Here is a 26718-nt window from a genome sequence, read left to right on the forward strand (position 1 = left end):
GAGCACGTCAGTCGCGGCGGGCGCCCTGTGCGGCGTGCACGGTGAACACGTTCGGCTCGCGGTACCCGGCGTCGGCGAAGGCGGCGGTGACGGCCGCGGTGATCGCGCCACGGGCCTCCCGGTCGACCAACGCGATCGCCGCGCCGCCGAAGCCGCCACCGGTCATGCGGGCGCCGACGGCGCCGTGCGCGACCGCGGACGCGACCGCCAGGTCGAGCTCCGGCACGGAGATCTCGAAGTCGTCGCGCATCGACTCGTGCGAGGCGACGAGCAGCGGACCGATCGCCCGCGGACCCTGCTCGCGGAGCGTCCGGACGGTGTCGAGGACGCGCTGGTCCTCGGTGACGATGTGGCGCACACGGCGGAAGGTCTCGTCGTCCAGGAGCTCCTGCGCACGCGGCAGGTCGTCGACGCCGACGTCGCGCAGCGCCTCGACGCCGAGGACCTGCGCGCCGCGCTCGCACGAGTCGCGGCGGGCCTTGTACCCGCCGGTCGCGTGGGCGTGCTCGACGCGGGTGTCGATGACCAGGACCTCGAGGCCGTTCGACTCGAGCGCCAGGTCGACGACGGCGGTGTCGAGCGTGCGGCAGTCGAGGAACACGACGGCGTCCTGCTCGCCGAGCAGCGACGCGGACTGGTCCATGATGCCGGTCGGTGCGCCGACGGCGTGGTTCTCGGAGTACTGGCCGACGCGGGCCAGGGTCTTCCGGTCGAGGCCGAGCTCCCACAGGTCGTTGAAGGCCAGGGCGACGCCGCACTCGATCGCGGCGCTCGACGACAGGCCCGCGCCGACCGGGACGTCCGAGTCGATGAAGACGTCGAAGCCGGTCCGGTCGGCGAGGTCGACACCGGCGTGTTCGCGCAGCGCCCAGGCGATGCCGAACACGTACGCCGACCACCCGTCCATGGTGTCCGGCGACAGGTCGTCGAGTCCGAGCGACACCGCGCCGCCCGCCGTGTCGAAGGCAGAGGCGACCCGGATGATCCGGTCGTCGCGGCGGGCGATCGACGCGGTGGTGCGGCGGTCGATCGCGAACGGCAGGACGTACCCGTCGTTGTAGTCGGTGTGCTCGCCGATCAGGTTGACCCGACCCGGAGCGGAGTACCGCACGGACGGCTCGTACCCGTAGACCTGCTGGAACGTCATGCGCGCTCGATCCCTCCTCGGATGAACTCGGCGGCCTGCTCGGGCACGAGGTCCCCGATCCAGGCGCCCATGGCGGCCTCGCTGCCGGCCAGGTACTTGAGCTTGGTCGCCGCCCGACGCGGCGAGGTGATCTGCAGCATGAGCCGCACGGTGTCCCGGCCGACGTGCACGGGGGCCTGGTGCCACGCGGCGATGTACGGCGTCGGGTCCTCGTAGAGCTCGTCCATGCCGCGGGTCAGGCGCAGGTGCATGTGCGCGAGCTCGTCCTTCTCGGCGTCGGTCAGGCCGGCGAAGTCGGGCACGTGGCGGTGCGGCAGCATGTGGACCTCGATCGGCCAGCGCGCGGCGAACGGCACGAACGCCGTGAAGTGCTCGCCCCGGAGCACGACCCGCTCGGAGGCCTGCTCGTTCGCCAGGTGCTGCGCGAACAGGTCCGGACCGAAGCGGTCGATGGAGTCGAGGAGCCGCTGCGTACGGGGCGTGACGTACGGGTACGAGTAGATCTGCCCGTGCGGGTGGTGCAGCGTGACGCCGATCGCCTCGCCTCGGTTCTCGAACGGGAAGACCTGCTCGATGCCGGGCATCGCGGAGAGCGCGGCGGTGCGGTCCGCCCAGGCCTCGACCACGGTGCGGGCGCGCGACTCGGTGATCGACGCGAACGAGCCCTCGGTCGCGGGGGAGAAGCACACCACCTCGCACCGCCCGACGCTGCGGAGCTGCCGGTTCAGACCGACCTCGGACAGCGACGCCAGTGACTCCGGGGCGTCGTCCGCCTCGAGCAGGGGGCCGAAGGACGGCGACCGGTTCTCGAAGACCGCGACGTCGTAGGTGCTCGGGATCTCGGAGGGGTTCGCTGGCGTCTGCGGCGCGAGCGGGTCCTGGTCGGCGGGGGGCAGGAACGCGCGGTTCTGCCGGCTCGCCGCGATGGAGACCCACTCGCCCGTCAGGACGTCCTGCCGCATCCGGGCGGTCTCCGGACGGGGGTCGAGTGCGCGGCCGTCGATCGCTCGCTCGGCGGGCAGCGTGGAGTCCGCGTCGTCGAAGTAGAAGAGGTCGCGGCCGTCCGCGAGCTTCGTCGCGCGCTTGGTGATCACCCGACCACCCTAGTACGCATCCGAAGCATTGCGAAAGGCAACGCAAGCAAGTGAAACTAGGGACATGACGGACGACGACCTCGCCTTCCTCGCCGGCGCGCTGCCCGCGCCGCTGCGGCAGGACCGCATCGTCGCCATCGTCGACGGTGCTCCCGGCCTGGTGCGGACCGCCGCCCTGGCCGCGGCGCTCGGCACGAGCGAGGTGACGGTCCGGCAGGACCTCGCGGTCCTCGACCAGGAGGCCCGGCTCCGGCGGGTGCACGGCGGTGCCGTCCGTCTCGGGGCCGGTCCCGGCGAACGACCCTTCGAGGAGACCGCCGTCGAGCACCAGGCGGCCAAGGCCGCGATCGGTCGGGCGGCGGCGTCCCTCGTGCGGTCCGGCGAGTGCGTCGTCCTCGACGTCGGCACCACCCCGGCCGCGGTCGCGACGGCGCTCGTCGCCCGCACGGACCTCGTCGACGTCACCGTCGTGACGAACTCGCTCACCACCGCGCTCGCCCTCGAGCCGGCCGTGCCCCGGTTCACCGTCGTCGTCACCGGCGGCACGCTGCGCCCCCTGCAGCACTCCCTCGTGGCGCCCTTCAACGGCACCGTGCTGCCGATGATCGCGGCCGACGTCGTGTTCATCGGCGGCACCGGCGTCGACGTCGAGCACGGGCTGACGAACGTGAACCTGCCCGAGACCGAGGCGAAGCGGATGCTCGCGGCCTCGGCTCGGCGTACGGTCGTGGTCGCGGACGGGTCGAAGTTCGGCCGGGCCCACATCGGGGTCGTCCGCGCGCTCGAGGACATCGACGTCGTCGTCACCGCCGGAGCGTCGGCGGACGCGGTCGCCACGATCCGGTCGGCCGGGGTCCAGGTCCTCGTGGCCGACGGCGGCGACGACCGCACCGCACCCTCCGGAAGGAACCACACGCCATGACCGCAGCACCCACCGGTGGCCAGTACCACCTGCACCACGCCGGACCCGACGGCGTCGTCGAGGCCGTCGTCACCGAGGTCGCGGCCGGCATCCGCGAACTCCGGGTCGCGGGCTTCGACCTCACCGAGCCGTTCGCGGTCACCGAGCAGCCGCCGGGCGCGAACGGCATCGTCCTCGCGCCCTGGCCGAACCGGGTCGCGGGCGGCGTCTGGCAGCTCGACGGCAGGGCGCAGCAGCTCGACGTCTCCGAACCGAAGTACGGCAACGCCTCGCACGGACTCCTGCGCTTCGCGCCGTACCGCGTCGTGACCCAGACCGAGACCGGCATCGTGCAGCAGGCGACGATCCACCCGCAGCACGGCTGGCCGTTCACCCTCGAGACCCGGGTGCACCACGAACTCGTCGACGACGGCATCCGCGTGACCCACGAGGTCACGAACCGCTCCGGGGTGCGCGCGCCCTTCGCCGTCGGGGCCCACCCGTACCTGCGCGCCGGCGACACCCCCGCCGACGACCTCGTCGTCACGCTCGACGCGGCGACCGCGTTCACGGTCGACGACCAGAAGGTGCCGAACGGCACGGTGTCCGTCGACGGCACCGGGTTCGACCTGCGGCAGGGGCGTCGCGCCGGCGACTCGGACCTCGACACCGCCTACACCGACATCACGCCGGACGCCGACGGGGTGCGGCACACGACCCTGCACGGCCCGGAGGGCGACGGGGTCCAGCTCTGGCAGGACGCGTCGTTCCCCTACGTGCAGGTCTTCACGTCACGCGAGTTCCCACGGGGCGACGGCACGGGCCTGGCGGTGGCGGTCGAACCGATGACCGCACCGGCCAACGCGCTCAACTCGGGCGAGGGACTGCGCTGGCTCGAACCCGACGAGACCTGGACGGGCAGCTGGGGCATCCGCCGCGTCTGGTCCTGAGCCGCGCCGCCCGACCCGCCTCGCGAAAGCGACTCCGTCCCGCCGAAGGATCGCGGGAGAGTGTCGCTCTGGCGGAGTGGTCGCGGGTGGAGGACGGCGATCTGTCGCTTCAGCAGGGGATCCAACGCTCCGCTGCACGCACGAACGCCGCCCCGGTGTGGGGCGGCGTTCGTCGTCTCGGAGCTGTGGGTCAGCCGCGGCGCATCCGCAGGGCCTCGACCGCGAGGGACTCGCTCGGGTAGCGACCCACCTCGTGCGCCCAGGCGGGGTCGTCGCCGCGCAGGGCGACGAACTCCTTGCGCTGCTTGCAGACGTACCCGAGGACCGCGGTGGCCGAGGCGACCTCGACGAAGTCCGCGCGGATGTGGCGGGTGGTGACCTGGGCGTTCCGACGGAGCGTGTCGAGCAGGAGCTCGTTGCTCATCGTCGTGTTCGTCGCTGCTGCGAGCTCGACGAGGCGGCGCGCGTCACCGGTGGTGCTGGTCTGCGTGGCGTCGATGGGCTCGGACACGATGTGTACCCCGTTCGTTCGTGGTGGTGCGGTGCTGCAGGACCCGGTGATCGGATCCGGGAACGACACTATCGGCGTCAGGCCAGCAGATCGCTGGACGTCGACTGGGTTGTGCAGAGGAACCACCATGAGGCTCCTGTGGACGCCTTGTACCCCGAGGGGTGGTCAGTGCGTCAGGCGCACTGTTCGTCGCCGTCGGCGGGCCCTGCGAGCTCGTCGAGGGACTGTGCGACGCGGTCGGCGAGGTACTGGTACCCGGCGTCGTTGAGGTGCGCGCCGTCGGAGGCCTGGTAGCGCGGGCTGTTCGCCGCGGTGAACCACCCGCCGCCGAGCGCGTCGATGTACGGCACACCCGCTGCCGCCGCTCCGGCGGAGACCGACGCGGCGACCCCGGTGGTGGACTGCGCCCACGGCTGCGGTGCCGACGGGCCGACGGCCACGACGACCGCGTCCGGCCAGGTCTGCTCGGCCGTCCGGAGCGTGCGCTCGACCCGCGCCTGCAGCATCTCGGCGTCGACGAGCCAGTCGTTCTGGCTGCCCTGCACGAGCACGAGCTGCGGGTCGAACGCCGCGTGCCGCTCGATGCGCGGGCCGTACGTGTAGTGCGACGACCCGGTCCGGCCGGTGTCGACGTAGCCGGTGCCCGGGTAGCCGTCGATCTTCGCGTCCCAGTGCCGGTCGGCGACGATGTCCTGCGCCCACCCATGTAGGCCGGTCGTCGACCCGCGCCCCGAGGTGTACGAGTCACCGACTATGAGCACGCGCGAACCGGGTGCGATCGCCGCTGCGACCTTCGACGCCGAGGCGCCCGACGACGTCGTGACCGGCTGGCAGGCACTCGACACGCTCGGCAGGATCACGAGCAGACCGATGACCCCGAGGGCCATGGTGCCGAGGGCGATGCCCGGGAACACGCGACGGCGTCGCCGGATCGCGGCAGGGCTGTCGGCGCCCGGCCGTCCGCGGTCAGATCGTCGTGCCATCCACTCCATCGTAGACAACGGTGCCGGCGTACCAGCCGAACGACAGGCAGCTCGACGCCGGATGGAGAGCCGGCGTCCAGGAGGCGGTGGGCCCCGTGGGGCTCGAACCCACGACCCTCGGATTAAAAGTCCGGTGCTCTACCAACTGAGCTAGAGGCCCTCACCCGCAAGGCTAGCGGGTGAGGGCCTCCAGGAAGAACCGGTGGGAGCGGGGTCAGCCCCGACGTCCCGTGAGCGTCCGGACCACCCACAGCACGAGCGCGATGACGAGCAGGACGATGCCCACGTAGAGCAGGAACTTCAGGCTCGCGGCGAAGCCGCCGACGAACAGCAGGATGACCGCGATGACGGCCAGGATGATGAGCAGGGGGTTCACGAGGGGGTCCTCTCTTCCACGTCCGGGAGGGGTGCCTCCCTGCCCGAACAGAGTACGCGCGGCGGCACCGTTGCGTTCTGGGCGAACGAGGGGCGGGTGTGTCACCAGCCGTGCCTACACTGACGCGGTGCCTCGCGATCACCACCGTCCCGTCCACTTCACCGACGCCGAGTTCGCCGCCATCCAGGGTGGCGAGGACCCTGCACTCGTGAACCGTGTCGCCCACGAGACCGCGAACGCGCTGCTGCACCGGGTGCGCCAGGACCCGGATCCCGCGGTGGTCGAGCGACTCGTCACCTACACGGACGTGCACGGCATCGACGCGATCGCGGAGCTCTGGGCCCGCGTGGGTGCGCACACCCTGCCGGGTGCCCTGTGGCGGGTGTACCTGGTGCGGACGGTGATCCGGCAGAACCCGGAGGAGATCGCCCACCTGTTCGAGCGGGGGACGGAGCGGATCGGCACGATCGACCAGGCCGTCGCCGGCGCCGAGCAACCGACGGGTCCCGCCGAGATCCTGACCCTGGCCGACCGCATCCTGCACGGCCTCTACACGGGTGACTTCGCCACGGCGCTCGACCGCGGCGCGGCGTTCTGCCGCCTGACCGCGGCCGGGGCGACCGCGGTGGCGGACGAGTCCGACCTGACGGCGGCCGACCGGGCGAGCGAGCTGACCACGCGGGCGCTCCGGCTCACGGAGCTGGGGGCCGACCTCACCGAGGCGGCGGCGCTCTGGCGTCGCGACAGCCTGGACTAGCGAGCAGCGGGGCGGACGCGCACCCGGCCTCCCGTCCGGACGCCGCACGCCCGCGCACATGGTGAGCACATGATGTCGGGTTGGGTCGCGCCACTCGACAGTTCCTGCTCACCAAGCGGAACGACGCCGACGCAGACCGACCGCGACCCGCGTCAGGGCAGAGAAGAACCGGGCCGCAGAAGCGCCTCTCGGCGCGAGGCCGCTCGAAGCGGCGAATTTTGGAGCCCGGGGCTTGCTGCGGCCCGGCAGAGAACAGTCTACGAGACGTCGGCTGACCGCACGACCCGTGTTCACTCTCGGTGGACACATCCGTCGTCGGGCGTGCCCGTGAGGACTCCCCAGGATCTGTTCCAATCCGCCTCGGGCACCGTGCCGAATCATCAGTGTGCCGGGGTTCCTGACCGGCACGACGACGAGGGTCCGGTGTGACCCGGGCCGGCGCCAGCCGGTCAATTCCCTGTGGGTCACACCGGTCTCCCGTCACCAGAACGGAGCCTCGCGCCGAACTCGACGCAGACTCCCACCGACACCGATGCACCGAGAGGAGGGAAACCTGCAATGCTTGCCCTCGTGGATAGCGACACCGAACGCTGGAGCTCCGAGCCAGCACAGGCATCGCCGGACGACCTCCTCGCCCGGGTCGCGGACGGTGACCAGGCTGCATTCTCCGACCTCTACGACCTCGTCTCCGGGCGGGTCCTCGGACTCGTGACGCGGCTCCTCCGGGACCGCGCCCAGTCGGAGGAGGTCACCCAAGAGGTCTTCCTGGAGGTCTGGCAGCAAGCCACCCGCTTCGACCGCAAGCGCGGCACCGCAGCGAGCTGGATCCTCACCATGGCGCACCGCCGAGCGGTGGACCGGGTCCGGGCCTCCCAGAGCTCGCACGACCGCGACACGAAGATCGGCATCCGCGACCTCGAGGCCGGGTACGACCAGGTCTCCGAATCGGTCGAGATCCGCATCGAGCACGAACGAGTCAGCCGCGCCCTCGGCAAGCTGACCGAGTTCCAGCGGCAGGCGGTGCAGCTCGCGTACTACGGCGGCTACTCGCACAGCGAGATGGCCGAACACCTCGGTGTCCCCATCGGCACCGTCAAGACCCGTCTTCGTGACGGGATGATCCGACTCCGAGACGAGATGGGGGTGACCTCATGACCGAACGACACGACGACCCCGCCCTGCTGACGGGCGCCTACGCACTCGACGCGCTGTCCGATGACGAGCGCGCACTCCTCGAGGACGTCCTCACGACGTCACCCGAGCTGCAGGCCGAGACCGATTCACTGCGCGAGACCGCGCTCCAGCTGGCCTACGCGGTCGCTCCGGTCGAGGCACCCGCGTCGCTCAAGACGTCGTTGCTGGCACAGATCGCGACGACCCCCCAGGCAGCGCCGGTCGCCTCGACCGCACGCACCGCACCCGCCCAGGAGGCCCGTCCCGCGCCCGCAGCGCAGGTCACCTCCATCGACGCCGGCCCCACCGCCGGTGGTCGGGCGTCCTCCGAGGCCCGCCGCCGCTGGTTCCAGCGTCCGGCGGTCATGCTGACCGCCGCCGCGGCCGTCGCCGCGGTGTTCTTCGGTGGGCTCGGGGTCGGCTCCGTGTTCGACCCGTCGAACAGCTCCGGCCCGGGCACCACGCAGGCCTCGAGCGGCCTCGACCGCATCTACGCGGCGTCGGACTTCCAGCGCACCACGACCAAGGTCGAGGGCGGCGGGTCCGCGACGGTCGTGTGGTCGAACGACCTCGGCAAGTCCGCGGTGATCCTCGACGGCGTGCAGCAGGCGCCGAAGGGCAAGACGTACGAGCTCTGGTACATCGGCGGCGAGGCCGAGGGCGGCGCCATCACGGCCGCCGGCCTGGTCGACGGTGCCGCGGACGGCGTGCACTCCGCCGTGCTGAAGGGCTCGATGTCCGACGGCGCGACGATCGGCATGACGGTCGAGCCCGCCGGTGGCTCGGACCAGCCCACGACGACCCCGATCATGGCGGTCCCCACCACCACGGCCTGAGGCCGTCGGGGTCGAGCCGCCCGCCCCGCGTCGGGGTCGGGCTCCGACTCCGAACGACGAAACCGCTGTCGCACGACAGCGGTTTCGTCGTTTCCGCACGCCTGCACCAGGCAGAGCCCGCGGGGAGCGGGTGGGGAGCGGGTGGGGAGCTGGGCGTGGGAGTGGGCGCCGTCGTGCCCCTGCCCGTGCAAGTGGTCGATGCTCGTGCTCGTGCTCGTGCTCGTGCTCGTGCTCGTGGTCGATGCACGTGCATCGTGCGACGGTGCACGTGTCGTTCGACGAGTGCTCCGTCGGAACATGCGCTCGCACCGGATGCACGTGCATCGTGCGACGGCCCACGTGTCGATCGACGGGTGTTCCGTCGGAACACGTGCACGCATCGGCAGTCCGGGTGCCTGACGCGGTACCCAGCGCAACCACGAGAGGCCCGGTGCGCGTCCGTGGCGGACGTGCACCGGGCCTCCCGGCTGTCCGTCAGGGTGACGGACGGACGGCGATCAACCGAAGCGACCCGAGACGTAGTCCTCGGTGGCCTGCACGGACGGGTTCGAGAACATCGTGGCGGTGTCGTCGAACTCGATGAGCTTGCCCGGGGCGCCGGTGCCGGCGATGTTGAAGAACGCGGTCTTGTCGCTGACGCGCGAGGCCTGCTGCATGTTGTGGGTCACGATCACGATCGTGAACTCCTTCTTGAGGTCCTCGATCAGGTCCTCGATGGCGAGGGTCGAGATCGGGTCGAGCGCCGAGCAGGGCTCGTCCATGAGGAGCACGTCGGGCTGCACGGCGATGGCGCGGGCGATGCAGAGACGCTGCTGCTGGCCGCCGGACAGGCCCATGCCGGGCTTGTCGAGTCGGTCCTTGACCTCGTTCCACAGGTTCGCGCCCTGCAGGGAGCGCTCGACGATGTCGTCGGCCTCCGACTTCGAGATGCGCTTGTTGTTGAGCTTCACGCCCGCGAGCACGTTGTCCTTGATGGACATCGTGGGGAAGGGGTTCGGACGCTGGAAGACCATGCCGACCTGGCGGCGGACGAGCACCGGGTCGACACCGGGGCCGTAGAGGTCGTCGCCGTCGATCTTGACCGAGCCCTCGACCCAGGCGCCGGGGATGACCTCGTGCATGCGGTTGAGCGTGCGGAGGAACGTGGACTTGCCGCAGCCGGACGGGCCGATGAACGCGGTGACGGTGCGGGGTTCGATGGTGATGTCGACCCCCTCGACCGCCTTGAACTTCGAGTAGTAGACGTTGAGGCCGTCGACCTCGATGCGCTTGGACACGTGGATCCTTCTGGTGGGTGGGGAAGTGGGTTCGCTAGCGCGAGAGCTTGGGGGCGAAGAGGCGGGTGATGAACCGGGCCAGCAGGTTGAGCAGCATCACGATGAGGATGAGCACGAGCGCGGCGGTCCAGGCCCGGTCGACGAACGGCACCGGGTTGGCGCCCTGCTGCGAGTACTGCGTGTACGCGTACACGGGCAGCGTCATCATCGGGTCCTTGAACAGGTCGTAGTTCATGCTCGCGGTGAAGCCGGCCGTGACGAGCAGCGGGGCGGTCTCGCCGATGACGCGGGCGATCGAGAGCATGACGCCGGTGGTGATGCCGGCGAGGCTCGTCGGGAGCACGACCTTGAGGATGGTGAGGTACTTCGGCACGCCGAGCGCGTACGAGGCCTCGCGGAGCTCCATCGGCACGATCTTCAGCACCTCTTCGGTGGAGCGCACGACGATCGGGATCATCAGGACGCTCAGGGCGACGGAGCCGACCAGGCCGAAGCGGGCGCCCGGGCCGAGGAACAGCGCGAACAGCGAGTAGGCGAACAGACCCGCGACGATCGACGGGATGCCCGTCATGACGTCGACGAAGAACGTGATGCCCTTCGCGAGTGCGCCGCGGCCGTACTCGACGAGGTAGATCGAGGTGAGCAGGCCGATCGGCACCGAGATGAGCGCCGCGAACAGCGTGATCTCGAGCGTGCCGACGAGGGCGTGGACGGCGCCGCCGCCCTCGGAGATGACGCCGCGCATCGAGTACGAGAAGAAGTTCGCGTCGAAGCGGCCGAGGCCGTCGGCGAGGACGGTCCACAGGAGCGACACGAGCGGCAGCAGCGCGATGACGAACGCCGTGACGACGAGGGAGGTGACGAGGCGGTCGACCGCCTGCCGGCCGCCCTCGACGATGCGGGAGACGACGACGATGAGGACGTCGAACAGCACGGTGCCGAGGAAGAGCGCGGCGACGACGTTGAAGTCGCCGACCGAGCCGCCGGCGTTGAGCAGGGCGAAGACCGCGACGAGCGCGACCCAGCTGCCGACGAGGAGCAGCCACGGCACGGACTTGTGCAGCTTGCCGTTGGCGTAGACGTTGCCGGCCGTGCCGGTCTGACGGAGCGCGAGGGACATCGGGTGCGACCTCTCAGCTGACCCGCGAGCGGACGATGTACCGCGCGAGCATGTTGATGACCAGGGTGATGACGAACAGGATCAGACCCGAGGCGATGAGGGCGTTCAGGGCGGTGCCGGACGCCTCGGCGAACTGCAGGGCGATGTTCGCCGCGATCGTCGAGGGGTTCTGCGACGTCAGCATCTGGAAGGTGATGTTGGTCGACACGGAGAGCACGAGGGCGATCGCCATCGTCTCGCCGAGCGCGCGGCCGAGGCCGAGCATGATCGCGGACACGATGCCGGACTTCGCGAACGGCAGGACCGACAGGCGGATCATCTCCCAGCGGGTCGCGCCGAGGGCCAGGGCGGCTTCCTCGTTGAGGGTCGGCGCCTGCAGGAAGATCTCGCGCATGACCGCGGTCATGATCGGGATCGCCATGACGGCGAGGACGATCGACGCCGTCAGGATGGTGCGGCCGGTGCCGGAGACCTGGCCGGAGAACAGCGGGAACCAGCCGAGGTACTCGTTCAGGAAGGCGTAGAAGGGCTTCACGAACGGGGCGAGCACGACGATGCCCCAGAGGCCGTAGACGACCGACGGCACCGCTGCCAGCAGGTCGATCACGTAGCCGAGCACCGGGGCGAGGCGCCGCGGTGCGAAGTGCGAGATGAAGAGGGCGATCCCGAGGGCGAGCGGCACGGCGATCACGAGCGCGATGAGCGCGGACCAGACGGTGCCGAAGACGAGCGGACCGACGTACTGCCAGAAGCTCGTCGCGTTGTTCGGGAGCTCACCGGCCTTCGCGGCGAACGCGGGGATGCTCTGCCAGACCAGGAAGGCGGCGACGAGCACGAGCACGAAGAGGATCAGGCCGCCGGCGATGACCGACGCGGCGGAGAAGACCCGGTCACCGACGCGGACGACGGCCTTCGGCTTGGTGGGGGTGACGGTGGCCCCTGGCTGGGCCGGTGCGGTCGTCATGGGACTCCTGTCGGAGGAACGCCGGGGGAGGCGACGGGTTCGGGTGTGGGGCTGGACGCCCGGCGGACGGGCGAAGTGCCCGGACGCCGGTCAGGTGGGTGGGACCGGCGTCCGGGCACTCAGGGTGCTACTTGATCGAGTCGACCGCGGCCTTGGCCTTCTCGGCGAGGTCGTCCGACAGCGGAGCCGACTTGGCCTCCTTGGCGGCGGCGTCCTGGGCCTCGTCGCTCACGACGTAGTCGAGGTAGCCCTTCACCAGCGCGGCCTTGTCGGCGTCCTTGTACTCCTGGCACGCGATGGCGTAGGAGACGAGGACGAGCGGCCATGCGCCGTCGGCGGTGTCCTTGCGGTCGATGTCGATCGCGAGGTCGTTGTCCTCACGGCCCGACACGATGTCGGAGTCGGCGACGACCTGGGCAGCGCCCTCGGCCGAGAGCTCGGTGGCCTTGTCGCCGACCATGAGCTTCGCCTTGTCGAGCGAACCGGCGCCCGAGTCGTCGATGTAGGTGATCGCGTTCGAGGCGCTGCCCATGGCCGAGGCGACACCCGAGGTACCCTTGGCTGCGTCGCCGACCGAGTACGGGAAGGTCTGGCTCGGCTCTTCGGTCCAGACGTCGCCGGCGTTCGCCGAGACGTACTCGGAGAAGTTCTGCGTGGTGCCCGAGTCGTCGGAGCGGTGCACGACCGTGATGTCCGCGTCCGGCAGGTCGACGCCGTCGTTCAGGTCGGCGATCTTCGAGTCGTCCCACTTGGTGATCTTGCCGGAGAAGATGCCCGCGATGGTCTTCGCGTCGAGGGTCAGGTCGCTGACGCCGTCCACCTTGTAGGCGATGGCGATCGGGGAGATGTAGACCGGGATGTCGATGCCCTTGGAGTCCGCGGCGCACGCCTCGAACTTGCCCGAGAGCTCCTCGTCCTTCAGCGCGGCGTCCGAGCCGGCGAAGTCGGATGCGCCCGACATGAAGTTCTCGCGGCCGGCGCCGGAACCGTCCGGCGAGTAGTTGACCGTCACGCCGGAGGCCATCTGCTGGAAGCCGGCTGCCCAGGTCGCCTGCGCGGTCCCCTGCGCCGACGAGCCGGAAGCGGTCAGGGTGCCGGTGAGGTCGGAGCTGGTGCTCGAGCCGGAGGAGGGGCCGTTGCCCGCGTCCTCGTTCGCCGCGCAGGAGGAGAGCACGACTGCGCCGGCGATCGCGATTGCTGCGATCGAACCGATTCGCTTGATGTTCACAGGGGTCCCTTCGGGAATGTCATTGCAGGTGGGACCGCTGCTGGTCCCGTGGGCCGGTGCTGACCCGGGAGCGACTGTAGGGACGCGAGGTGACGGGACTCACCCACGCTGGTGAACGGCAGGTGAACGAGGGGTTGTCCCGGACGGGGCGGCGGGCGCCTCACCCGCGCGGGGAGCAGGATCGGGAGCACTGTGCGCGTGTTCGGAACATGCAGACGCATGATCGCTGGCGTGCCGGAGGCCGGGGCCGCGTCGTCGCCGGGCCGGTCACCGGGGCCGGTCGTCACACCGAGTGAGCAGAAGACGTCGGGTCGGTGTCGCTGACCCGACGTCTTCTGCTCACTCGACGTGGCGCGGGCGCGCCGGCGCGGGCGCGGGCACGTGGGCGACGGGCGCGCGGCACGGCGCCGGCGCGCGCTACGCCGGGACGGTGTTGCGGTGCGTCTCGACGGCGACGAGCGTGCCGTCGGCGATGTGCATCACGGAGAAGTCGCCGACCGAGAGCATCGCGGCGCGGCGCAGGTCGAACCGGCCGGAGTCGTCCGCGGTCGCGGTGGCGATCCGTGCGATGAGGTCGGGCAGCACCGGCCCGTGCGAGCAGAGCACGACGGTCTTGCCCTTGTCGAGGCGGCGGCGCACGACGCCCTTGACGTCGGCCGCGCCGCGGTCGTGGGCGTCCTGGCTGATGTCCGCGGTGCTCGCGACCCCGACCTTCGTCGTCGCCGACAGCGGCTCGACCGTGGCCAGGCAGCGTGCGGCGGTGCTCGACACGATCTTCTTCGGGCCGAACGCCGCGACCGCGGGGGCGGCGGCCTTCGCCTGCGACCGTCCGACCGGCAGGAGCGGACGGGTCGCGTCCGGGCCGTTCCACTCCGAGCCGGGCACGGTCTTCGCGTGCCGCAGGGCGATGAGCGCGAACGTGCGGTGCTGGCCCGCGGCGGCGCGCTCGGCGAACCGGTCGAGGATCGCGACGTCGCGCTCGTAGGTCAGACGGTTCCGGGCGTCGTCGATCGTGACCCACTCGAGCGCGGCGACCTCGTGGTTCGGCGTGAACGCGCCGGCCCGGGCGTACTCCTTCGCGGACACCCGCGCGGCCCAGTAGTGCACGACCTTGTCGCGGCCGTTCGGCAGGACGTACTCGGCGGTGCCGAGCGGCGCACCGAGGTGCACGCGGTACCCGGTCTCCTCGGCGATCTCGCGCACCGCGGTGGTCGGCACGGCCTCGCCCGGGTCGACCTTGCCCTTGGGCAGCGAGACGTCCTTGTGGTGGTCGCGGTGGATGAGCAGCACGAGGGGCGTGCCGTCCTCCTCGCGCCAGACGACGGCGCCCCCGGCCACGACCGGGCCCGCGGAACCGCCGCTCACCGAGTGGAGCGCTTCCGCGCCGAGATCTTCCGCATGGTCACATTCTGCACGTCCTCGAGCGGGCGGCCGGCATCGTCCGTGGAGTGCCGGGTCCACTCGCCGTCGGACTCGAGGTGCCACGAGCTCGCGGTGTCCGCCATCGCGAGGTCGAAGAGCTCCTGCACCTCGGCGATGTGGTCCGGTGCGGTGAGCCGCACCAGGGCCTCGACGCGGCGGTCCAGGTTGCGGTGCATCATGTCCGCGCTGCCGATGAACACCGCCGGGTCACCGTCGTTGTGGAACGCGAAGGCACGGGAGTGCTCGAGGTAGCGGCCGACGATGCTCCGCACCCGGATGGTGTCGCTGACGCCCTCCATGCCGGGCTTCAGCGAGCAGATGCCGCGGACCCAGACGTCGACGGGGACCCCGGCCTGGCTGGCCAGGTAGAGCGCGTCGATGATCTGCTCGTCGACCATCGAGTTCACCTTGATGCGGATGCCCGACGGCTTGCCGGCGCGGGCGTTCGCGGCCTCGGTCTGGATGCGCTTGAGCAGCCCCTTCCGCAGGTGCAGCGGGGCGACGAGCAGCCGCTTGAACTTCTTCTCGATCGCGTAGCCGGACAGCTCGTTGAACAGCCGCGTGAGGTCCTTGCCGACGGTGTCGTCCGCCGTGAACAGGCCCATGTCCTCGTAGATGCGCGAGGTCTTCGGGTTGTAGTTGCCCGTGCCGATGTGGCTGTAGTGCTTGAGCGTGCCGCCCTCCTGCCGGATGACGAGCACGAGCTTCGAGTGCGTCTTCAGCCCGACCAGGCCGTAGACCACGTGGACGCCGGCCTTCTCGAGCTTGCGGGCCCAGGTGATGTTGTTCTGCTCGTCGAAGCGCGCCTTGATCTCGACGAGCGCCAGGACCTGCTTGCCAGCGGCGGCCGCGTCGATGAGGGCCTCGACGATGGGGCTGTCGCCCGACGTGCGGTACAGCGTCTGCTTGATCGCGAGCACGTTCGGGTCGGCGGCGGCCTGCTCGAGGAACGCCTGCACGCTCGTCGCGAAGGACTCGTACGGGTGGTGCACGAGGACGTCCTTCGCCGCGATGGCGCGGAACAGGTCCGGCTTGGTGTTCGGTTCGCCCGGCTGGAACTGCACGGGCGTCGTCGGCACGTGCTTCGGGTAGTGCAGGTCGGGGCGGTTGATCTTCGCGATCTCGAACAGCCCGCCGAGGTCGAGCGGCGACGGCAGGCGGAAGACCTCTTGTTCGGTGATGTCGAGCTCGCGCACGAGCAGGTCGAGCGTCACCGGGTCCATGTCCTCGGTGATCTCGAGGCGGATCGGCGGACCGAACCGGCGGCGCAGGAGCTCGCGCTCGAGGGCCTGGATGAGGTTCTCGGCCTCGTCCTCCTCGATCTCGACGTCCTCGTTGCGGGTGACCCGGAACACGTGGTGCTCGAGGACCTCCATCCCCGGGAACAGGTCGTCGAGGTGGTTCGCGATGAGGTCCTCGAGGGGGATGAATCGCATCCGCCCGGAGTTGTCGTCCGGCAGCTTGATGAAGCGGGAGAAGTTCTGCGGCACCTTGAGGCGCGCGAACTCCTGCCGCTGCGACTTCGGGTTGCGGACCCGGACCGCCAGGTTGAGCGAGAGCCCGGAGATGTAGGGGAACGGGTGCGCCGGGTCGACCGCCAGGGGCATGAGGACCGGGAAGATCTGCTCGTTGAAGTACTCGCGCATCCGCAGCCGGTCGGCCTCGTCGAGGTCGGACCAGTGCTCGACGTGGATGCCTGCGGCGTCGAGGTCGGGCTTGAGCGACCCGATGAAGGCCTGCGCGTGCCGGTCCTGCAGCTCGTGCGCCTTCGTGGCGATGTCGCGCAGGACGTCGCTCGGGGCACGGCCGACGTTGGTCGGCACCGCGATGCCGGTGTCGATGCGGCGCTTCAGGCCGGCGACCCGCACCATGAAGAACTCGTCGAGGTTGGACGCGAAGATCGCCAGGAAGTTCGCCCGTTCGAGCAGGGGCTGCGTGCGGTCCTCGCCCAGTTCGAGCACGCGCTGGTTGAAGCGGAGCCAGCTCAGCTCGCGGTCGAAGTAGCGGTCCGAGGGCAACGACTCGTGCTCGATCTCGACGACCTCGTCGAAGTCGTCGAGGTCGGGTGCGACGGATTCGCCGTCGAGCTGCGGTTCGGTGTCCATCCCCACATCCTGCCACCCGACCACCGCCGCCGGACCGGCTCAGGTGGCCGCTGCGGAAACGCGCGGTGAACGGCGGTCAGCGTGTGGTGGACCGGACGAACTCGCCCCACGGTCCCGGTGCCCGCAGGTCGAGCCACGCGCACAGGTACGGGTAGGCGGCGTCCGTCGCGAGCACCGTGATCGTGCCCGGGTACCCCTTCGCCTTCATGTCGAGCCCACCGAAGCGGTTCGTGGTCGGGCGGATGCGCGAGATCGCCCCGGGACCGACCTCCTGCGTGGCCCGGAACATCGGCGTGACGACGAGCCGGTCGTCGTGGCCCTCGATGCGGCGACGTGCGATCCCGTTGCCGAGCAGCAGGAACAGGACGCCGAACAGGCCGACGGCGGTGCCGAACAGCAGGGGACCCGCGGCCTCGGGGTCGCCGCTCATGGCGAGGCTGAGCAGCATGAGGAGCGCACCGAACACCAGGAACCCGATGCCGAACACACGCAGCAGCACCGGGTGCCACCGGCGGGCGCGGACGGTGAAGAGCGCCCCGGGTGCCTCGTCGCCGACGAGCGTGCTCGGCGGACGGCGGCGGTCACCCCGACGCACGAGCGCGGTGACGGCGGCCGGGATCGCGACCATCGCCGCCATGGCGATCGCGACCGACGGGATCATCGTGTTCACCGTCCCGCCCCCGTGGCTCGGCGTGCGGCGTGCGGTCGCTGACGGTCCCCCTGGTCCATGCGCCGCACGCTACCAGCAGGTCAGCAGGTCAGCCGGCGGACGGCGCCGCGTACTGCACGTCGATCGCGTGCTGCGTGAAGCCGGCGCGGCGGTAGAGCGCCAGGGCCGGTTCGTTGTCGCCCTCGACGTAGAGCGCCGCCGCGGTCAGCCCGCGACCGGTCAGCCGCGCGGTGCCGGCCCGCATGAGCACGCCGCCGAGCCGCTGCCCCTGCAGGTCCGGCCGGACGGCGACGGCGTAGAACTCGCCGATGCCGTCCTCGACCTTGAGCCAGCACGAGCCGGCCAGCCGCCCGGCTGCGTCACGGAGCAGCAGCAGGTCGTCGCCGTCGAACCAGGCGTCGGCCTCGCGCGCGTGCAGGTCGTCCAGGGTCATCCGCCCCTGTTCCGGGTGGTGCGCGAACGCGGCGGCGTTCAGGGCGAGCCAGTCGGCCTCGTCGGCGGGGTCGCCGGCCCGGAACGCGGCGAGGGAGTAGCCGTCCGGCACCGCCGGGTCCGGCGCGTCGGACGCGATCGGTGCGTGGAGCTGCAGGAGCGTGCGGACCGCCGTCCAGCCGGACCGCGCCGCGAGCGACCGGGCCGCGGGGTGGTCCCCGTGCGCCCACGCGAGCCGGGGCGCAGCGGCCCCGCCGCCCAGGGCGAGCGCCTGCTCGACGAGGGCGGTGCCGAGGCCGCGACCCCGGGCCTCCTGGGCGACCACGAGTTCCAGCTCGCCGTCGCGCACGACCGCGACCCCGCGCTCGTCGCCGAGCACCGTCGCGCGCCCCGCGCGGACGTCGACCAGGGTCTGGTCGGAGAACGGGGGTGCCTCGTCGGGGACGACGAAGCGGTCGAGGTCGGGGAGCACTACTGCCCCGCCAGGCGCTCGGCCTCGTCGTCGTAGACGTTGAACCGGTAGCCGACGTTGCGGACGGTGCCGATGAGCGACTCGAGGTCGCCGAGCTTCGCGCGGAGTCGCCGGACGTGCACGTCGACCGTGCGGGTGCCGCCGAAGTAGTCGTAGCCCCAGACCTCGCTGAGCAGCTGCTCGCGGGTGAACACGCGGGACGGGTGGGTGGCGAAGAAGCGCAGGAGCTCGAACTCCTTGAAGGTCAGGTCGAGCGGCCGGCCGCGCACCTTCGCCGAGTAGCTGGCCTCGTCGATGACGACACCGGACGCCTGGATCTTCGAGCTGGACTGCCCCTTCGACGCACGGCCGGACGACAGCCGGATGCGGGCGTCGATCTCGGCCGGGCCGGCGGTCTCGAGCACCACGTCGTCGACGTTCCAGTCGCTCGTGACCGCGGTCAGGCCGCCCTCGGTGACGACGAGCACGATCGGCGTCGTCGACCCGGACGAGGCGAGGATCTTGCACAGGGCCTTCGCGCTGACCAGGTCGGTCCGGGCGTCCACGAACATCAGGTCGCTCTGCGGGGCGTTCACCAGCTGCGAGGCCTCGGCCGGCACGTGGCGGATCCGGTGGCTCAGGAGTCCCAGGCTCGGCAGGACGTCGCCGGGCGCGGTCGAGGTGAGTACCAGGAGCTGTGCCACAGGACCTCCGCGGGGTGGATGACGTCGTGGACACATCCTAGTGATGGTCGGGAACCCCGCACCCGGCCGGACGGTCCGCGGCGCACGCGCGACCGTGCTGCCATGATGGAGCGCGTGACCGAGCCCGTGCAGCCCCTCGACCAGCGTCGCCTCCGTCTGACGTCCGTGCTGCCGGTCTGGGTGCTGGCCGTCGTCGGCGCCGTGCTCGTGCTCACGCTGACCGAACGGGACGCCTTCGCCTGGTTGCTGCTCGTCTTCGTCGCCTGCGTGATGGTCAGCTTCGTGCTGCAGCTCATCACGGCCACGAAGGACGGTCTGGTCGAACGCATCAGCATCGCGTCGTCCGGCGCCTTCGTCGTGGTGCTCGTCACCGCGGTGGTGCTCCTGGCGCGTTGAGCCGGGCCGCGTAGACTCGCGGCATGGATTCGCTGCTTGCGCTCGAGCTGTTCTACGTCGGCCTCCTCGGCCTGGCGTCGCTCGCGATCGCGTTCATCTCGGTGACCGTCGTCGTGAAGCTGTTCAAGGGTCAGCGTTGATCGAGCTGCCCGAAGGGCTCGCCCCCGAACTGGTCCCGCTGTCGTGGCTCGTCGGCGTCTGGGAGGGCACCGGCGTCGTGGAGTACCCCGTCGGTGACGACGAGGACGTCCGCAAGTACGAGTTCGGCCAGCGCGTCAGCTTCAGCCACGACGGCCTGCCGTACCTGAACTACTCGTCCACGACCTGGTTGCTCGACGACGACCACACCCCGCTCGCCGCCGAGATGGGGTACTGGCGCATCGACCGGCCGACCGAGCCCGGCGACCGCGGCCCGGCGATGCTCCTCGGCGAGGGGCCGACGCCATTCAGCACGGTCGAGAGCGTCGAGGCGCTCCGCAACACCACCGACGGCTTCGACGTCGAGGCCGCGATCATCCACCCGACGGGCGTCAACGAGCTCTACGTCGGCCGCGTGCTGAAGGGCCGGATCGACCTGTCGACCGACGCCGTGATGCGCTCGCCGAACGCGAAGGACTACTCCGCCGCCACCCGCCTGTACGGGCTGGTCGAGGGCAAGCTCTTCTGGGCGTGGGACATCGCCGCGCTCGGCCGCGAACTCACCTCGCACGCCTCGGGGCAGCTCGCGAAGGTCGACTGATGTCGGCGTTCGCGGCACGCGACGGGTTCGTCTCGGCCTCCGCGTCGGACGACGCGTCGGACGACCGCGCGGTCGCCGCGCACTTCGGCAACCCGATCGGTGAGCAGCGCCTGCTCGCCCGCGGCCGCGCCGTGGTCGAGCTGGGGACCGGCGTCGTCACGGTGACCGGGCCGGACCGTCTGTCCTGGCTCAACTCGATCACCTCGCAGCAGCTCACCGGTCTGCCGGCGGGCGTCGGCACCGAGACCCTCGTGCTCGACCAGGCCGGTCGCGTCGAGCACGCCGCCCGCGTCGTCGACGACGGGTCGACGGTCTGGCTGCTCACCGAGCGTGCCGACGCGGCGCCGCTCGCCGGCTGGCTCGACTCGATGCGCTTCATGCTCCGGGTCGAGGTCGCGGACCGCTCCGCCGAGTTCGCGACCATCGGCTGGTTCGGCGAGGCCGCCCCCTTCGCGTCCGTGGACCTGCCGGAACCGCCCGTCGCCGAGTGGGTCGACCCCTGGGCCGCCGTCACGCCCGGCGGGTGGGGCTACGCCGCCCAGGAGGCCCACCCCGGCTCCGGCTGGACCCTCCGCATCGCGGTGGTCACCCCCGGCACCGCGGACGCGATCGCCGCGTCGGACGTCCCCGTCGCGGGGCTGCTCGCGCACGAGGCCCTGCGGATCGCCGCCTGGCGCCCCACCCTGTCCGACGCCGACGACCGCACCATCCCGCACGAGCTCGACTGGCTGCGCTCCGCGGTGCACCTGACGAAGGGCTGCTATCGCGGGCAGGAGACCGTCGCGAAGGTCCACAACCTCGGACACCCGCCGCGTCGGGTCGTCCAGCTGCACCTCGACGGCTCCGACGCCGTGCTGCCCGCGCCGGGCACACCCGTGCTGCTCGACGACCAGCAGGTCGGGCGGCTCGCCGCCTCGGCCGTGCACCACGAGCTCGGGCCGATCGGCCTCGCCGTGGTGAAGCGCTCCCTCGACCCGACGGCCACGCTGACGCTCGAGGCCGACGGCGTCGTCGTCACCGCGGCGCAGGAGACCATCGTGCCGCCCGGGGCCGGTGCGACGGCGAACGTCCCGCGGCTGCCGAGGCTGGGTGCGGTGAAGCGCTCCTAGCGTCCGTCCGCCGGACCTCTGCCGTCGACGGTCGCCTGGTGCGTGCGCAGGTTCCGACAGCCCACGAGTCGATCGACTGGTGTCCCGTCGGGTGGTGCGTACGCACCGCGTGCGTGTGCATCGTCCGACAGCGCACGCGGCGATCGACGCGTGGATCGTTGCGGATGCGCGGATGCGCCGCGGTGTCGCTGTGGGTGTCGCGTCGCGTCGCGTGGGCTCGACCGTGCCCGCGTCAGGCGGGCTCGACCGCCGCCCACGGCACGGACAGCTCGCCGAGCCGCCACCGCGCCACCCCGTGCAGCACCGGCCACCCGCGGTCCCGCATCCCGCGCACGGTGGCGATCCACCGCTGCCGGGGCCCGTACGTGCCGAGCGGCGCGGCGACCGCCCACGACAGGTCGAGGTCGCCGAGGAACGCGTGCACCCGTTCGCCGGGCACGTTGCGGTGGATGAGGGCCTTCGGCAACCGCTCGGCGACGACCGAGGGCGCGTCGAGCCCGGCGAGCCGGAGCGACACCGTGAAGGTCCGCGGCGCGACGTCGTCGAGCGTCACCCACGAGGCCACCCGCCCGACCTCGTTGCACGTCCCCTCGACGAGCGCCCCGCCGGGTTGCAGCCGGTCCTGCATGATCCGCCACGAGCCGACCACCGCCGACTCGTCGTACTGCCGCAGCACGTTGAACGCCCGGATCACGGCGGGTCGGCGCTGCCCCGGCGTGGGGGTCTCGAAGCCGCCGAGCCGGAAGGTCACGCCGTCGCGGGTGCCCGCGTTCGCGAACGCCACGCGGGCCGGTTCGATCTCGATCCCGGTGACCTCGACGTCCGGCCGGACGAGCGCCAGCCGGTCGCGGAGCTCGAGCGTCGTCGTCGGCGAGGCCCCGTACCCGACGTCGGCGACGAGCGGGTCGTCGCTCCGGCGCAGGGCCGGCAGCGAGGCGATCCACCGGTCGACGCGGCGGAGCCGGTTGTACCCGGTGGTCCCGCGCGTGACGTTCCCGATGGGCATGTGGACAAGGGTACGGGGCCGGTGCTGCTCGGTAGACTCGGGGCATGACCTCCACGCTCGTCCTGCTCCGTCACGGCAACAGTGACTGGAACCAGAAGAACCTGTTCACCGGTTGGGTCGACGTCCGGCTCAGCGAGCTGGGCGAGAAGGAGGCGAAGCGGGCCGGCGACCTCATCGCCGAGTCCGGCATCGTCCCCGACGTCCTCTACACCTCGCTCCTCACCCGCGCGATCCAGACGGCTGACATCGCGCTGCTCCAGGCCGACCTGGCGTGGCTGCCGGTGAAGCGCGACTGGCGCCTCAACGAGCGCCACTACGGCGACCTGCAGGGCAAGGACAAGGCCCAGACGCTCGAGCAGTACGGCGAGCAGCAGTTCATGGAGTGGCGCCGTTCGTTCGACGTCCCGCCGCCCCCCATCGCCGACGACGCCGAGTGGTCGCAGGCCGGCGACCGCCGCTACGCCGACCTCGGCGACCAGCTGCCCCGCACCGAGTCGCTCAAGCTCGTGATCGACCGCCTGCTGCCGTACTGGGAGTCCGACATCACGAAGGACCTGGGCGAGGGCAAGACGGTGCTGGTCACCGCGCACGGCAACTCGCTCCGCGCGCTCGTGAAGCACCTCGACGGCATCTCCGACGACGACATCGCCGGGCTGAACATCCCGACGGGCATCCCGCTGGTGTACGAGCTCGACGACGACTTCCGTCCGACGAAGCCGGCCTCCTACCTCGACCCCGAGGCCGCAGCCGCCGGCGCCGCCGCCGTGGCCGCCCAGGGCGCCAAGAAGTAGCAGCACACGAGAACGCCCCGTCCGGAGTCCGGACGGGGCGTTCGTGCGAGCCCCAGCGCCGGCTCCGGTGCGATCCCTGCCGCTCGAGCAGCCCGCAAGCGGACCTTCGCGAAAGCGACAGTGTGCGGCGGATGTTCCGCCGACTCCTGTCGCTCTGCCGGGAGGAACGGATCACCGCTCCCCGGACCTGTCGCCCCCGCAGCACGGTCGGCGCCGACGCTGTGGTCGGCTCCACGAGCCGGGGGCGTTCAGACGAAGTGGGACGCGATCTCCTGCACCAGGGCGCCGACGTCGTACGGCGCGGTGGTGTCGACGCGGACCACCGGGACGCCGGGCAGCCCGACCGGTCCGGCGGTCTCCTCGTGCTCGTCCCAGAAGTCGAGCACGGACGCCAGGTCCCCGTGCACCTCGTGCCGCACCGGCACGGTGCCCGGGTCGTACCGGTCGCGCAGCCGCTCCTCGGCGGTCGCGCGGTCGGTGTCGCACCACACCTCGACGGCGCGGGGCGACCCGGCGGAGGCGAGCTGCGCCTCGAGCAGGTCCCGGTCGCGTGACGGCAGCCAGACGGCGTCGAGGACGACCCCGTTCTCGACGGCCCGCGCCATGGCCCACATCGTGTCCATCGCGATGCCGCCGAGGGGGCGGGACGCGATCATCGGGCCGACGACGTCGGCCAGGGGCTCCTTGATGCGGTCCTTCGACAGGAACGGGCAGCCGAGCACCTCGGCCAGGGCCGCTCCGATCGTGCTCTTGCCGGAACCGGGCATGCCGTTGACGATGATCGCGACCTGTGCCATGCCTCGATCCTCGCAGAACGCAGCGAGCCGGACGGACCGCGGGTCCGTCCGGCTCGGTGACGTCGGGGGGTCGGGTCAGGCGGGGGAGGCCGTCACCGAGGAGGCGCCGGTCCAGTCGCCCGTCGCCAGGTACTCGACCTTCTTCGCGATCGAGACCGCGTGGTCGGCGAAGCGCTCGTGGTAGCGCGAGGCCAGGGTGGCGTCGACCGTGTCGATCGGGTTGCCCTTCCAGGTCTCGCCGAGCACGAAGTCGAAGACGCTGGCGTGCAGCTCGTCGACCGCGTCGTCCTCGTCGCGGATCTCGGCGGACAGCGCGATGTCCTCGGTCGCGAGCAGGCGCGTGAGCTTCTGCGCCATCGCGACGTCGTGCTTGCCCATCTCCTTGAAGGTGGGGCGGAGGCCCTTCGGCACGACCTTCTCGGGGAAGCGCTGCCGGGCGAGCTGGGCGATGTGCTCGGCCATGTCGCCCATCCGCTCGAGCGAGGAGCTCACGCGCAGGGCGGTCACGACGACGCGGAGGTCGCGGGCGACGGGTGCCTGGCGGGCGAGGATGTCGATCGCGATCTCGTCGAGGCTGTTGGCCGCCTCGTCGATCTTCGCGTCGTCCGCGATCACCTCGTCGGCGAGGGCGACGTCCGAGTCGGAGAACGCCTGCGTGGCTCGGGTGATGGCGGACTCGACGAGTCCGGCGATCTCGGTCAGTCGCTCCTGGACGTCCTGGAGTTCCTGTTGGAAGACTTCGCGCATGGGGGAGTGCCTCTCTGATGCGTACCGGACGAGTGTCGTCAGCCCAGGTGAACGAACGGTGACGTCCGGCTGAACGCTTCGCGCTCGTGGCCCGGAACCACCGCGAGCACGGGTGAACGGGGTCCGAACCCCGTGTGACGACTCCTACACTGGCGGCATGGACAACGCGTGGCTCGTGCCACTGTCGATGCTCCTCGGCGGGATCTTCGGCGCGGGCGTCGTGGTGCTGATCATCACCGCCGAGCGCACGGCACGGGCAGCCGACGTCGCGGAGCGATCGCTGCCGGACGGCGTCGCGGCCGTGATCGCCACCATGCACAACCCGGCGGTCGTCGTCGACCCGTCGAACACCGTCGTGGCGGCGTCGCCGCAGGCGCTCACCGCCGGGCTCGTCGTGCGCCGCCGACTCGTGCACCGCGAGCTGCTCGACGTCGTCGACCGGGTGCGGAAGAGCGGCGAGATGGCCTCGGAGGACCTCGAGCTCCCGCGCGGGCACCACGGGGAGCTCATCGGCTACCTGAGCTTCCGCGCCGCGCAGCTCGGCAACCGGTACGTGCTGCTCACGGCGGACGACCTGACCGAGAGCCGCCGCATCGACGAGGTGCGCCGCGACTTCGTCGCCAACATCTCGCACGAGCTGAAGACCCCGATCGGCGCGATCGGCCTGCTCGCCGAGACCCTCGTGGTCGCCGCCGACGAGCCCGAGCACGTGCGGAAGTTCGCCGCGCAGCTCATCAGCGAGTCCGAGCGGCTCGGTGCCCTGACGAAGGACATCATCGAGCTGTCCCGCCTGCAGTCGGTCGACGCGCTGCAGAACAGCGAGGACACCGGCATCGACAAGATCGTGCAGGCCGCCGTCGACGCGAACGAGGTCGTCGCCCGCGCACGCCACATCGAGCTCGTCCGGGCGAAGAAGACGAAGCTCCGTGTCATGGGCGACCCCGGCCTGCTGCAGGTCGCGGTGTCGAACCTCATCGCGAACGCCGTGAAGTACTCGCCGGACCGCACCCGGGTCGGGGTGGGCGTCCGGTCGTCGAAGGGCTTCGTCGAGATCGCGGTCACCGACCAGGGCGTCGGGATCCCCGAGGCCGACCTCGACCGGGTCTTCGAGCGGTTCTACCGCGTCGACCCCGCGCGGTCGCGGGCCACCGGGGGCACCGGTCTGGGGCTCGCGATCGTCAAGCACGTCGTCGGCAACCACGGCGGCGACGTGCGCGTCTGGTCGCAGCCCGGCAAGGGCTCGACCTTCACCATCCGCCTGCCCGAAGCGGACCCCGAACTGACCACAGCACTCGAAGAGCAACTGGAAGAGCAGCCATCGTGACCAAGATCCTCATCGTCGACGACGAGCCGGCCCTGAGCGAGCCCCTGGAGTTCCTGCTGCAGCGCGAGGGGTACGACACCTCCGTCGCGGCCGACGGCGTGACCGCGCTGTCGAAGTTCGACTCCGAGAACCCCGACCTCGTCCTCCTCGACCTCATGCTGCCGGGGCTCAGCGGCACCGAGGTGTGCCGGCAGATCCGCACCCGGTCGAACGCGCCGATCATCATGCTCACCGCGAAGGACTCCGAGGTGGACATCGTCGTCGGGCTCGAGCTCGGCGCGGACGACTACGTGACGAAGCCGTACTCGACCCGGGAGCTCCTGGCACGGATCCGCGCGGTCCTCCGTCGCCGCACCGAGGACGACCCGGCGGACAGCGGGATCCTGCAGGTCGGCGGCATCCGGATGGACGTCGAGCGGCACACCGTGTCGGTGGACGGCTCGGAGACGCCGATGCCGCTCAAGGAGTTCGAGCTGCTCGAGCTGCTGCTCCGGAACGCCGGGCGGGTGCTCACCCGCGGGCAGCTCATCGACCGCGTCTGGGGCTCGGACTACTTCGGGGACACGAAGACCCTCGACGTGCACATCAAGCGGATCCGCTCGAAGATCGAGCGCGTGCCGTCCACCCCGGAGGTCCTGGTGACCGTCCGCGGGCTCGGCTACCGCATCGAGGCCTGAGACGCACGGACAGGAGGCCCGGTGCGAGTCC

28 protein-coding genes and 1 tRNA gene are annotated in these 26718 nt (G+C 71.2%); 11 read left to right on the forward strand and 18 right to left on the reverse strand.

Annotated features, from left to right (window positions below; all coding sequences use genetic code 11):
* Positions 1-7: 7 nt before the first annotated feature.
* Positions 8-1147 carry a galactokinase gene (gene galK / locus BIU94_RS02970; RefSeq protein WP_071254059.1) on the reverse strand — a complete coding sequence of 380 codons (1140 nt, stop codon included), beginning with the start codon at positions 1145-1147 and terminating at the stop codon, positions 8-10.
* On the reverse strand, positions 1144-2241 hold the full coding sequence (gene galT / locus BIU94_RS02975) for a galactose-1-phosphate uridylyltransferase (protein WP_071254061.1): 1098 nt from the start codon (positions 2239-2241) through the stop codon (positions 1144-1146). Before galT ends, galK begins: the two co-directional genes overlap by 4 nt.
* A 64-nt stretch (positions 2242-2305) precedes the next feature.
* On the opposite strand from galT, the gene BIU94_RS02980 reads away from it, so the two are divergent.
* Complete coding sequence (locus BIU94_RS02980; RefSeq protein WP_071254063.1) at positions 2306-3163, forward strand: DeoR/GlpR family DNA-binding transcription regulator; 858 nt, start codon at positions 2306-2308, stop codon at positions 3161-3163.
* Entirely contained in the window at positions 3160-4092 is a 933-nt protein-coding gene (locus BIU94_RS02985) for an aldose 1-epimerase family protein (RefSeq protein WP_071254065.1), read from the forward strand. Before BIU94_RS02980 ends, BIU94_RS02985 begins: the two co-directional genes overlap by 4 nt.
* 190 nt (positions 4093-4282) lie before the next feature.
* On the opposite strand, the gene BIU94_RS02990 is transcribed toward BIU94_RS02985, so the two are convergent.
* The 4 genes from BIU94_RS02990 to BIU94_RS17660 all read right to left on the reverse strand — a co-directional run bounded on the left by BIU94_RS02990 (position 4283) and on the right by BIU94_RS17660 (position 5962).
* Positions 4283-4603: a hypothetical protein gene (locus BIU94_RS02990; protein ID WP_071254067.1), complete on the reverse strand. Its 321-nt coding sequence runs from the start codon at positions 4601-4603 to the stop codon at positions 4283-4285.
* A 173-nt stretch (positions 4604-4776) separates the two neighbouring features.
* Positions 4777-5586, reverse strand: coding sequence for an SGNH/GDSL hydrolase family protein (locus BIU94_RS02995; protein WP_175472134.1), 810 nt, complete (start codon positions 5584-5586; stop codon positions 4777-4779).
* 87 nt (positions 5587-5673) lie between these two features.
* Positions 5674-5746 (reverse strand) — tRNA-Lys (locus BIU94_RS03000).
* A gap of 54 nt (positions 5747-5800) precedes the next feature.
* Complete coding sequence (locus BIU94_RS17660) at positions 5801-5962, reverse strand: hypothetical protein (protein WP_175472133.1); 162 nt, start codon at positions 5960-5962, stop codon at positions 5801-5803.
* Positions 5963-6089: 127 nt separating this feature from the next.
* On the opposite strand from BIU94_RS17660, the gene BIU94_RS03005 reads away from it, so the two are divergent.
* The 3 genes from BIU94_RS03005 (at position 6090) to BIU94_RS03015 (ending at position 8728) form a co-directional block, all read left to right on the forward strand.
* A complete protein-coding gene (locus BIU94_RS03005; RefSeq protein WP_071254071.1) occupies positions 6090-6719 on the forward strand; it encodes a DNA-directed RNA polymerase subunit beta in 630 nt (209 codons plus the stop codon).
* A 558-nt stretch (positions 6720-7277) separates the two neighbouring features.
* Complete coding sequence (locus tag BIU94_RS03010) at positions 7278-7874, forward strand: sigma-70 family RNA polymerase sigma factor (protein WP_071254072.1); 597 nt, start codon at positions 7278-7280, stop codon at positions 7872-7874.
* The gene (locus tag BIU94_RS03015) at positions 7871-8728 is read left to right on the forward strand and encodes an anti-sigma factor (protein WP_071254073.1); all 858 of its coding nucleotides are present in this window, start codon (positions 7871-7873) and stop codon (positions 8726-8728) included. The genes BIU94_RS03010 and BIU94_RS03015 overlap by 4 nt, the downstream gene beginning before the upstream one ends.
* A 497-nt stretch (positions 8729-9225) precedes the next feature.
* Here BIU94_RS03015 and pstB read toward each other — a convergent pair whose 3' ends face one another.
* From pstB to BIU94_RS03065, 9 genes are all read right to left on the reverse strand, one after another.
* Positions 9226-10005, reverse strand: a complete 780-nt coding sequence (gene pstB / locus BIU94_RS03025; protein ID WP_071254077.1) for a phosphate ABC transporter ATP-binding protein PstB — start codon at positions 10003-10005, stop codon at positions 9226-9228.
* A 34-nt stretch (positions 10006-10039) separates the two neighbouring features.
* On the reverse strand, positions 10040-11125 hold the full coding sequence (pstA, locus tag BIU94_RS03030; RefSeq protein ID WP_071254079.1) for a phosphate ABC transporter permease PstA: 1086 nt from the start codon (positions 11123-11125) through the stop codon (positions 10040-10042).
* Positions 11126-11138: 13 nt separating this feature from the next.
* A complete protein-coding gene (gene pstC / locus BIU94_RS03035) occupies positions 11139-12089 on the reverse strand; it encodes a phosphate ABC transporter permease subunit PstC (protein WP_071254081.1) in 951 nt (316 codons plus the stop codon).
* Positions 12090-12216: 127 nt separating this feature from the next.
* On the reverse strand, positions 12217-13317 hold the full coding sequence (pstS, locus tag BIU94_RS03040) for a phosphate ABC transporter substrate-binding protein PstS (RefSeq protein WP_071254083.1): 1101 nt from the start codon (positions 13315-13317) through the stop codon (positions 12217-12219).
* A gap of 417 nt (positions 13318-13734) precedes the next feature.
* Positions 13735-14682: an NUDIX domain-containing protein gene (locus BIU94_RS03045; protein ID WP_071254085.1), complete on the reverse strand. Its 948-nt coding sequence runs from the start codon at positions 14680-14682 to the stop codon at positions 13735-13737.
* Positions 14679-16844, reverse strand: coding sequence for an RNA degradosome polyphosphate kinase (locus tag BIU94_RS03050; RefSeq protein WP_071254087.1), 2166 nt, complete (start codon positions 16842-16844; stop codon positions 14679-14681). Before BIU94_RS03050 ends, BIU94_RS03045 begins: the two co-directional genes overlap by 4 nt.
* A gap of 76 nt (positions 16845-16920) precedes the next feature.
* The gene (locus BIU94_RS03055) at positions 16921-17505 is read right to left on the reverse strand and encodes a hypothetical protein (protein WP_139196262.1); all 585 of its coding nucleotides are present in this window, start codon (positions 17503-17505) and stop codon (positions 16921-16923) included.
* 97 nt (positions 17506-17602) lie between these two features.
* The gene (gene mshD / locus BIU94_RS03060) at positions 17603-18418 is read right to left on the reverse strand and encodes a mycothiol synthase (RefSeq protein ID WP_071254089.1); all 816 of its coding nucleotides are present in this window, start codon (positions 18416-18418) and stop codon (positions 17603-17605) included.
* Positions 18418-19101 carry a response regulator transcription factor gene (locus BIU94_RS03065; protein ID WP_071254096.1) on the reverse strand — a complete coding sequence of 228 codons (684 nt, stop codon included), beginning with the start codon at positions 19099-19101 and terminating at the stop codon, positions 18418-18420. The genes mshD and BIU94_RS03065 overlap by 1 nt, the downstream gene beginning before the upstream one ends.
* Positions 19102-19215: 114 nt before the next feature.
* Between BIU94_RS03065 and BIU94_RS03070 the strand changes: the two genes are divergently transcribed.
* The 3 genes from BIU94_RS03070 (at position 19216) to BIU94_RS03080 (ending at position 21345) form a co-directional block, all read left to right on the forward strand.
* On the forward strand, positions 19216-19497 hold the full coding sequence (locus BIU94_RS03070) for a hypothetical protein (protein WP_139195880.1): 282 nt from the start codon (positions 19216-19218) through the stop codon (positions 19495-19497).
* Between the two features lie 136 nt (positions 19498-19633).
* Positions 19634-20236 carry an FABP family protein gene (locus BIU94_RS03075; protein ID WP_071254098.1) on the forward strand — a complete coding sequence of 201 codons (603 nt, stop codon included), beginning with the start codon at positions 19634-19636 and terminating at the stop codon, positions 20234-20236.
* Positions 20236-21345 carry a folate-binding protein YgfZ gene (locus tag BIU94_RS03080; RefSeq protein WP_071254100.1) on the forward strand — a complete coding sequence of 370 codons (1110 nt, stop codon included), beginning with the start codon at positions 20236-20238 and terminating at the stop codon, positions 21343-21345. Before BIU94_RS03075 ends, BIU94_RS03080 begins: the two co-directional genes overlap by 1 nt.
* Before the next feature lie 232 nt (positions 21346-21577).
* On the opposite strand, the gene BIU94_RS03085 is transcribed toward BIU94_RS03080, so the two are convergent.
* Positions 21578-22351, reverse strand: a complete 774-nt coding sequence (locus tag BIU94_RS03085; RefSeq protein WP_071254103.1) for an SAM-dependent methyltransferase — start codon at positions 22349-22351, stop codon at positions 21578-21580.
* A gap of 44 nt (positions 22352-22395) precedes the next feature.
* On the opposite strand from BIU94_RS03085, the gene BIU94_RS03090 reads away from it, so the two are divergent.
* Positions 22396-23142 carry a phosphoglyceromutase gene (locus BIU94_RS03090; protein ID WP_071254105.1) on the forward strand — a complete coding sequence of 249 codons (747 nt, stop codon included), beginning with the start codon at positions 22396-22398 and terminating at the stop codon, positions 23140-23142.
* A gap of 248 nt (positions 23143-23390) precedes the next feature.
* On the opposite strand, the gene BIU94_RS03095 is transcribed toward BIU94_RS03090, so the two are convergent.
* Both BIU94_RS03095 and phoU read right to left on the reverse strand, forming a co-directional pair.
* On the reverse strand, positions 23391-23939 hold the full coding sequence (locus BIU94_RS03095; protein WP_071254107.1) for an ATP-binding protein: 549 nt from the start codon (positions 23937-23939) through the stop codon (positions 23391-23393).
* A gap of 75 nt (positions 23940-24014) precedes the next feature.
* Positions 24015-24686 carry a phosphate signaling complex protein PhoU gene (gene phoU, locus BIU94_RS03100; RefSeq protein ID WP_071254109.1) on the reverse strand — a complete coding sequence of 224 codons (672 nt, stop codon included), beginning with the start codon at positions 24684-24686 and terminating at the stop codon, positions 24015-24017.
* Positions 24687-24843: 157 nt separating this feature from the next.
* Between phoU and BIU94_RS03105 the strand changes: the two genes are divergently transcribed.
* Positions 24844-26010: a cell wall metabolism sensor histidine kinase WalK gene (locus tag BIU94_RS03105; protein WP_071254110.1), complete on the forward strand. Its 1167-nt coding sequence runs from the start codon at positions 24844-24846 to the stop codon at positions 26008-26010.
* The gene (locus tag BIU94_RS03110; protein WP_071254112.1) at positions 26007-26687 is read left to right on the forward strand and encodes a response regulator transcription factor; all 681 of its coding nucleotides are present in this window, start codon (positions 26007-26009) and stop codon (positions 26685-26687) included. Before BIU94_RS03105 ends, BIU94_RS03110 begins: the two co-directional genes overlap by 4 nt.
* Positions 26688-26718: the final 31 nt, after the last annotated feature.

This window comes from Curtobacterium sp. MMLR14_006, from assembly GCF_001864985.1.
Lineage (GTDB): Bacteria > Actinomycetota > Actinomycetes > Actinomycetales > Microbacteriaceae > Curtobacterium.